This window comes from Nocardiopsis protaetiae (genome assembly GCF_045446735.1).
GTDB lineage: Bacteria > Actinomycetota > Actinomycetes > Streptosporangiales > Streptosporangiaceae > Nocardiopsis > Nocardiopsis protaetiae.
This window is the reverse complement of sequence record NZ_JBJJBV010000332.1, coordinates 1-6,577: the sequence shown is the minus strand read 5'-3', so window position 1 is coordinate 6,577 and position 6,577 is coordinate 1. Positions and strand designations below refer to the sequence as shown.

Genomic DNA, 6,577 nt, shown 5'->3' with positions numbered 1-6,577 from the left:
TCCGCGAAGAGGACCGCGGCCGAGGCCGCCCCGGCCAAGAAGGCCAGGGCCGAGAAGACCAAGGCCGGAGCGGCCGAGGTCGGGACGGCCCCGGCGAAGAAGGCCGCGGCCGGGAAGACCGCGGCCAAGGCGGCCCCGGCCGAGAAGCCCAGGGCCGCGGCGGCCAAGGGTGGGGCGGCCGCCAAGAAGAAGGCGCCCGCCACCAAGGCACCCGCCACCAGGGCGCGCGCCAAGGCCGCCCCGGCGGGCACGGCGCCCGCGCGCACGGCCCCGGCCCGCGCCGCCGCCGCCGAACCCGACCCGCTGCTCGCCGAGATCGACCGCCTGGTCGACGGCCACCACCACGACCCGCACTCCGTGCTGGGCGTGCACACCCAGGGGCGGGCCACCGTGGTGCGGGTGCTGCGCCCCCACGCCACCGAGGTCCACCTGGAGCTGGGCGGCGGCGAACGGGTGCCGGCCGAGCACCTGCACCGGGGCGTGTTCACCGCCAAGGTGCCCGGAAAGAAGCTGGGCGACCCCGCCGACTACCGGGTCGCCGCCCGCTACGAGGACGGCGCCGAGCACGTGGCCGCCGACCCCTACCGGTTCGCGCCCGTCCTGGGCGACCTGGACCTGCACCTCCTCGGCGAGGGCAGGCACGAGGAGCTGTGGCGGGCGCTGGGCGCGCACACCCGCACCCTGGAGACCGGCGCGGGCGAGGTGTCCGGCACCTCGTTCACGGTGTGGGCGCCCAACGCGCGCGGGGTGCGCCTGATCGGCGACTTCAACCTGTGGAACGGCGTCGGCCACCCGCTGCGCAGCCTGGGCGGCACCGGCGTGTGGGAGCTGTTCGTGCCCGGGGTGGGCGACGGGGCGCTGTACAAGTTCCAGGTGCTGGGCGCCGACGGGCACTGGCGGGACAAGGCCGACCCGATGGCGCGGGCCACCCAGGTGCCGCCGCAGACCGCGTCGGTGGTGACGACCTCCGGGCACGTATGGGCCGACCAGGAGTGGATGGCCGAGCGCAAGGGCGTGGAGCCGCACCGGGCGCCGATGAGCGTGTACGAGGTGCACCTGGGGTCGTGGCGGCCGGGGCTGACCTACACCGAGCTGGCCGACCAGCTCGTCGAGTACGTCACCGAGCTGGGGTTCACCCACGTGGAGTTCCTGCCGGTGGCCGGGCACCCCTTCGACGGGTCCTGGGGCTACCAGGTGACGTCGTACTTCGCGCCCACGCCCCGGTTCGGCTCGCCCGACGAGTTCCGGCACCTGGTGGACTCGCTGCACCGGGCCGGGGTGGGGGTCCTGCTGGACTGGGTGCCCGCGCACTTCCCGCGCGACGAGTGGGCGCTGGCCCGGTTCGACGGCACCGCGCTGTACGAGCACCCCGACCCGCGCCGCGGCGAGCACCCCGACTGGGGGACGCTCATCTTCAACTACGGGCGCACCGAGGTGCGCAACTTCCTCGTGGCCAACGCCCTGTACTGGCTGGAGGAGTTCCACATCGACGGGCTGCGGGTGGACGCGGTGGCGTCCATGCTGTACCTGGACTACTCGCGCGAGGACGGCGGGTGGGAGCCCAACGTGTTCGGCGGCCGGGAGAACCTGGAGGCGATCGACTTCCTCAAGGAGCTCAACACCGTCGTGTACCGGCGCAACCCGCACGCGGTGATGATCGCCGAGGAGTCCACCGCCTACCCGGGGGTGACCCGGCCGGTGGACCACGGCGGGCTCGGGTTCGGGCTCAAGTGGAACATGGGGTGGATGCACGACACCCTGAAGTACGTGGAGAAGGAGCCGGTCCACCGGCGGTACCACCACGACGAGCTGACCTTCTCGATGGTGTACGCCTACAGCGAGAACTACGTGCTGCCGCTGTCGCACGACGAGGTGGTGCACGGCAAGGGTTCGCTGTTCAACCGGCCGCCGGGCGACGAGTGGCAGCGGTCGGCGAACCTGCGGGCGCTGCTGGCGTTCATGTGGTCGCACCCGGGCAAGCAGCTGCTGTTCATGGGCGGGGAGATCGCCCAGGGCGACGAGTGGTCGCACCTGGACGGGGTGCCCTGGTGGCTGCTGCGCTACGACCACCACGCGGGGACGCAGCGGCTGGTCAAGGCGCTCAACGACCTGTACCGGCCGCGCCCGGCGCTGTGGTCGCTGGACACCGACCCGGACGGGTTCCAGTGGCTGGACGGCGCCGACCGCGACGGCAACACGCTCTCCTACCTGCGGCGGGGCGAGGACGGCTCGGCGCTGGTGTGCGCGGTGAACTTCTCGCCGGTGCCGCGCCCGGACTGGCGGATCGGCCTGCCCTGGGCGGGCCGCTGGGACGCGGTGCTCAACACCGACGAGGCCCGGTTCGGCGGCTCGGAGTACCCGGCCCCCGCCCACGTGGAGGCCCAGGTGCAGGAGTGGCACGGGCAGCCGTACTCGGCGCCGGTGACCCTGCCGCCGCTGGGCGCGGTCTGGTTCGAGCACCGGCCCTGATCCCGGTCGTCGGAACGGCCCCGGTCCCCCGCGGACCGGGGCCGTTCCCGTGAAGTCTTCAGAGCAGCTTCTTCAAGTCCTCAGGACCGAGACCGGCGCCTTCGACGATCGACCGCACCGTGGTCCGGTTCAGATCACGGCCACCGTGGGACGGAACAGTCGCCGAGCGGCCATCCGGGTGTACAAGGATCGTGTGGCTGCCCTTCCCCCGTTTGGGCCTCGCCACGAAACCGACCTTCTCCAGGGCCCGGACAAGGCGGTCACCGGTGACCAGCGGATAGTGCGACAGAGGTGCCATCAAGCGACCTCCAGAGCCAGTTCATCGGGAATGCCGATCTCCTCGATGAGCAGGCCCAGGGCCTCTCTCAGGTCGTCCACCGCCTCCTCTCTGGTCTCGCCTTCACCGACCGCGATGGAACCGGGACGCAGACTGGCCGAGGCGGTGAAACCGCCTTCGGGGTTCTCCTCGATCGCGTAATGCACGGTTACAACACGGCTCATGGCAGTCCTTCCTAGGACGGTGCGGCTGCCTCCCATGCTAAACCTCGACGCACTCAGCGTGTCCAAGTTTCCCCAGACCGAACCGGAGAGGTCGGCGGTCGCCGTCCCCCAGACGCTCGTCCATCTCTTCCCCGACCTGGGCGTCGGGCACCTGTGGACCATCGCCGGGTACGACGTGTACGCCAGCCTGGTCGCCACCGGCGTGGCGGCCGCGGCGGCGATGACCTTCATCAACTACATCGGCATCAAGCCCGCCAGCGTGTTCCAGACCATCGCCGTGGTGTTCCTGGTGTGCGTCGGCGGGGTCATGCTCACCGGGTCGTTCGTGGGCGGCTCGGTGGAGAACATGGAGCCCCTGTTCACCGGGGGCGTGCCGGGGATCTTCGTGGTCCTGGTGGCGGTGCCGTTCCTGTTCGTCGGGTTCAACGTGATCCCGCAGTCGGCCTCCGAGGTCAAGATCCCCTACCGTCTGGTGGGCGGGCTGCTGGTGGTCTCGGTCCTGTGCGCGACCGCCTGGTACGTGATGGTCATGCTCACCGCGGGGGCGGGCCTGTCCCCGGCCGAGCTGCTGGACTCCGAGCTGGCCTCGGCCGACTCCGTCGCCGCCATGTGGAACAGCCCGGTGATGGGCGACGTACTGGTCCTCGGCGGCATCGCCGGGCTGCTGACGAGCTGGAACGCCTTCCTCATCGGCGGCAGCCGGCTGGTCTACGCGATGGCCGCCTCCCGGATGCCGCCGGACTGGTTCGGCCGCCTGCACCCCCGGTACCGCACCCCGGCCAACGCCATCCTGTTCATCGGCGCGCTGTCGGCGGTCGCGCCGTTCTTCGGCCGCCCCATGCTGGTGTGGCTGACCAACGCGGGCGGGATGAACATCGTGCTCGCCTACATGACGGTGGTCGTGTGCTTCCTGGTGCTGCGCCGCCGCGAACCCGCCATGGAGCGGCCCTTCCGCACCCCGGCCGGGCCCGCCGTGGGGTGGATCGCCCTGGTGCTCTCGCTGGGCCTGTTCACGCTCTACCTGCCGGGCATGCCCGCCGCCCTGGGCTGGCCCCAGGAGTGGCCGATGGTGCTGGCCTGGTGGATCGCCGGGGCCCTGCTGCTCTGGCGCCTGCCCCGGGTCCCCCCGGGCCCGGACGCCGAACAGCGCCTCATCACCCTCATGGACGCCCGTAAGTGAAAGGAGCCGGTGGCCCGCCCGGGCCACCGGCCCACTCCCACGAAACGTGCTCTTCCGGCAGGGCGACGGCGGCCGCCGGGTCGGTGAGCGCCGCGGACACCGTCCCGCCCTCGCCCGCGGCGATGACACCCGGGCGCGGGGGGAAGGAGGCGGTGAACCCCCCGTCGGGATCACGTTCGACGGTGCGGTTCATGGCGGGCCCTCCCTCGCTCGGGGTCAGCGGTGGTGCCAGGTGGTGAGGCGGGAGACCGCCTCGTCCAGGATCTCGTCGCGCTTGCAGAAGGCGAAGCGCAGCAGGTGCTCGCCCTCCTTCTCGCGGTCGTAGAAGACCTGCGCCGGGACCGCCGCCACGCCCGCCTCGCGGGGCAGGGCGCGGGCGATGTCCACCCCGCTCGTGTACCCCAGCGGGCGGATGTCGGCCATCACGAAGTAGGTGCCCTCGGAGACGTTCACGTCGAACCCGGTCTCCGCCAGCCCCGCCGCCAGCCGGTCGCGCTTGCCCTGGAGCGCGGCGCGCTGGGCGGCGATCCAGTCGCCCTCGTTGTCGATGGCGTCCGCGATCGCGAGCTGGAGCGCCCCGTTGGAGCTGAACGTCAGGAACTGGTTGACCGTGCGCACCGCCGTCACCAGCGGTTCGGGGCCCATCACCCAGCCGGTCTTCCAGCCGGTGACGGCGAACATCTTGCCCACCGAGGACACCGACACGGTGCGTTCGCGCATCCCCGGCAGCGTCGCCAGCGGCACGTGCGGCCTGCCGTCGAAGGTCAGGAACTCGTACACCTCGTCGGTGAACGCGAGGAGGTCGTGCTCGCGGCACACCGCCGCGATCTCCTCCAGCTCCTGCGCGGTGAAGACCGTCCCGGTCGGGTTGTGCGGGCTGTTGACCAGCACCATCCGGGTCCGGGGCCCCACGGCGGCGCGCAGCTCGGCGGGGTCGAAGGTGAACCGGCCGGTCGCCGGGTCCGGGCGCAGGGTGACCGGGCGGCGGACGCCGCCCGCCAGCGTGATCATCGCGGCGTAGGAGTCGTACATCGGCTCGAACACGATGACCTCGTCGCCGTGGTCGACCAGGGCCAGCAGGGCCGCGGCGATACCCGCCGTCGCCCCCACCGTGATGTACACCTCGGTGTCCGGGTCCAGGTCGATCCCGTAGTGGCGCGACCGGTAGCGGCCGACCGCCTGACGCAGCTCCGGCCGCCCCGGGCCCGGCGGGTACTGGTTGACACCCTCCAGGATGTTGCGGGAGGCGGCCTCCAGCAGGGAGCGGGGCCCGTCGGTGTCGGGGAACCCCTGGCCCAGGTTGACCGATCCGGTCTCCGTGGCCAGCCGCGTCATCTCGGCGAAGATCGTCTCGCCGTACACGCGCATTCGTTCGATCAGCGGATTTTCCACGCCCCGAGCGTATCCTCCGGGACGCCGCCGCCACCATCCGGGCATGCGCGTGGGGCGGGACCCGTCGGGTCCCGCCCCACGTACGCGTCAGGGCAGGAGCAGGCTGAGCACGATCCACACGACCGGACCCGCGATGAGCAGCGAGTCCAGCCGGTCCATCAGGCCGCCGTGGCCCGGCATGAACCGGCCCATGTCCTTGATCCCCAGGTCGCGCTTGAACAGCGACTCGATGAGGTCCCCGACCGTCGCGGCCAGCACCACCGCCAGGCCCAGGACCACGCCGACCCACCAGGGGCCGCCGAGCATCAGCGTCACGCACAGGGCGCCGGCCAGGGCGCAGCCCAGCACGGACCCGCCGAAGCCCTCCCAGGTCTTGTTCGGGCTGATCACCGGCGCCATCTTGTGCCGGCCCAGCAGGATCCCGGCGAAGTAGCCGCCGATGTCGCTGGAGATCGTCACCACGATGAACGTCACCAGGCGCTGCTGGCCGTCCTCGGGGTGGGCGATCAGCAGCATCCACGTTCCCAGCAGGAACGGCAGGTAGACCAGGGTGAACATGCTCGCCGAGGTGTCGGCGACGAACCCGTCCGCCCCGCCCCGCAACCGCCACACCAGGGCGGCGATCGCGGTCAGGGCGGTGGTCCCCAGCAGCCACTCGGGGCCGCCGAAGTAGGCGGCGGACTGCATCGCGACGCCGCCGACGGCCAGGGGGACCACCGCGACGTCCATGCCCTTGCTGGCGAACGCCCGATTGAGCTCGCGCATGCCGATCAGCACCCCCAGGGAGGTGATGATCGTGAACAGCGCGGGCCAGGGGAAGATCGAGAAGAAGACCAGCGCGCCCAGAAGGCATCCGCTGGCGATGGCCACCGGGAGGTTGCGGCCGGTCTTGACCGGCTCACCCCCCGGCTTGTGCAGCACGAAGCGCTGACCGTCGGCCTTGTCGGCCCCGGCGTCGCCGGGGCCGACCTGCTGAGTGTCGTCGGGTCTGTGCTCCGGCGAGTGGTCATCGCCTCCGGAGCCGCTGGAAGGAGT

Annotated in this window: 6 protein-coding genes; 2 read left to right on the top strand and 4 right to left on the bottom strand. The window is 71.8% G+C overall.

Annotated elements, in window-relative coordinates; all coding sequences use genetic code 11:
- Positions 1 to 303 precede the first annotated feature (303 nt).
- Positions 304 to 2,469 carry a 1,4-alpha-glucan branching protein GlgB gene (glgB, locus tag ACJOT3_RS30990; RefSeq protein ID WP_406976679.1) on the top strand — a complete coding sequence of 722 codons (2,166 nt, stop codon included), beginning with the start codon at positions 304 to 306 and terminating at the stop codon, positions 2,467 to 2,469.
- A 58-nt stretch (positions 2,470 to 2,527) separates the two neighbouring features.
- Here the strand turns inward: glgB and ACJOT3_RS30985 are convergent, their stop codons facing one another.
- Positions 2,528 to 2,767: a type II toxin-antitoxin system HicA family toxin gene (locus ACJOT3_RS30985; protein WP_406976678.1), complete on the bottom strand. Its 240-nt coding sequence runs from the start codon at positions 2,765 to 2,767 to the stop codon at positions 2,528 to 2,530.
- A complete protein-coding gene (locus ACJOT3_RS30980) occupies positions 2,767 to 2,970 on the bottom strand; it encodes a type II toxin-antitoxin system HicB family antitoxin (protein WP_406976677.1) in 204 nt (67 codons plus the stop codon). Before ACJOT3_RS30980 ends, ACJOT3_RS30985 begins: the two co-directional genes overlap by 1 nt.
- Positions 2,971 to 3,028: 58 nt before the next feature.
- Between ACJOT3_RS30980 and ACJOT3_RS30975 the strand changes: the two genes are divergently transcribed.
- Entirely contained in the window at positions 3,029 to 4,150 is a 1,122-nt protein-coding gene (locus ACJOT3_RS30975) for an APC family permease (RefSeq protein ID WP_406976676.1), read from the top strand.
- Positions 4,151 to 4,366: 216 nt separating this feature from the next.
- On the opposite strand, the gene ACJOT3_RS30970 is transcribed toward ACJOT3_RS30975, so the two are convergent.
- Both ACJOT3_RS30970 and ACJOT3_RS30965 read right to left on the bottom strand, forming a co-directional pair.
- The gene (locus tag ACJOT3_RS30970; protein WP_406976675.1) at positions 4,367 to 5,542 is read right to left on the bottom strand and encodes a pyridoxal phosphate-dependent aminotransferase; all 1,176 of its coding nucleotides are present in this window, start codon (positions 5,540 to 5,542) and stop codon (positions 4,367 to 4,369) included.
- 87 nt (positions 5,543 to 5,629) lie between these two features.
- The coding region (locus ACJOT3_RS30965) for a phosphatidate cytidylyltransferase (protein WP_406976674.1) at positions 5,630 to 6,577 on the bottom strand (948 nt) is incomplete at its 5' end.

Bases quoted from the DNA above. Each gene is read 5' to 3' on its own strand.
- ACJOT3_RS30985 (WP_406976678.1), bottom strand. From the start codon at position 2,767: ATGGCACCTCTGTCGCACTATCCGCTGGTCACCGGTGACCGCCTTGTC.
- ACJOT3_RS30980 (WP_406976677.1), bottom strand. From the start codon at position 2,970: ATGAGCCGTGTTGTAACCGTGCATTACGCGATCGAGGAGAACCCCGAA.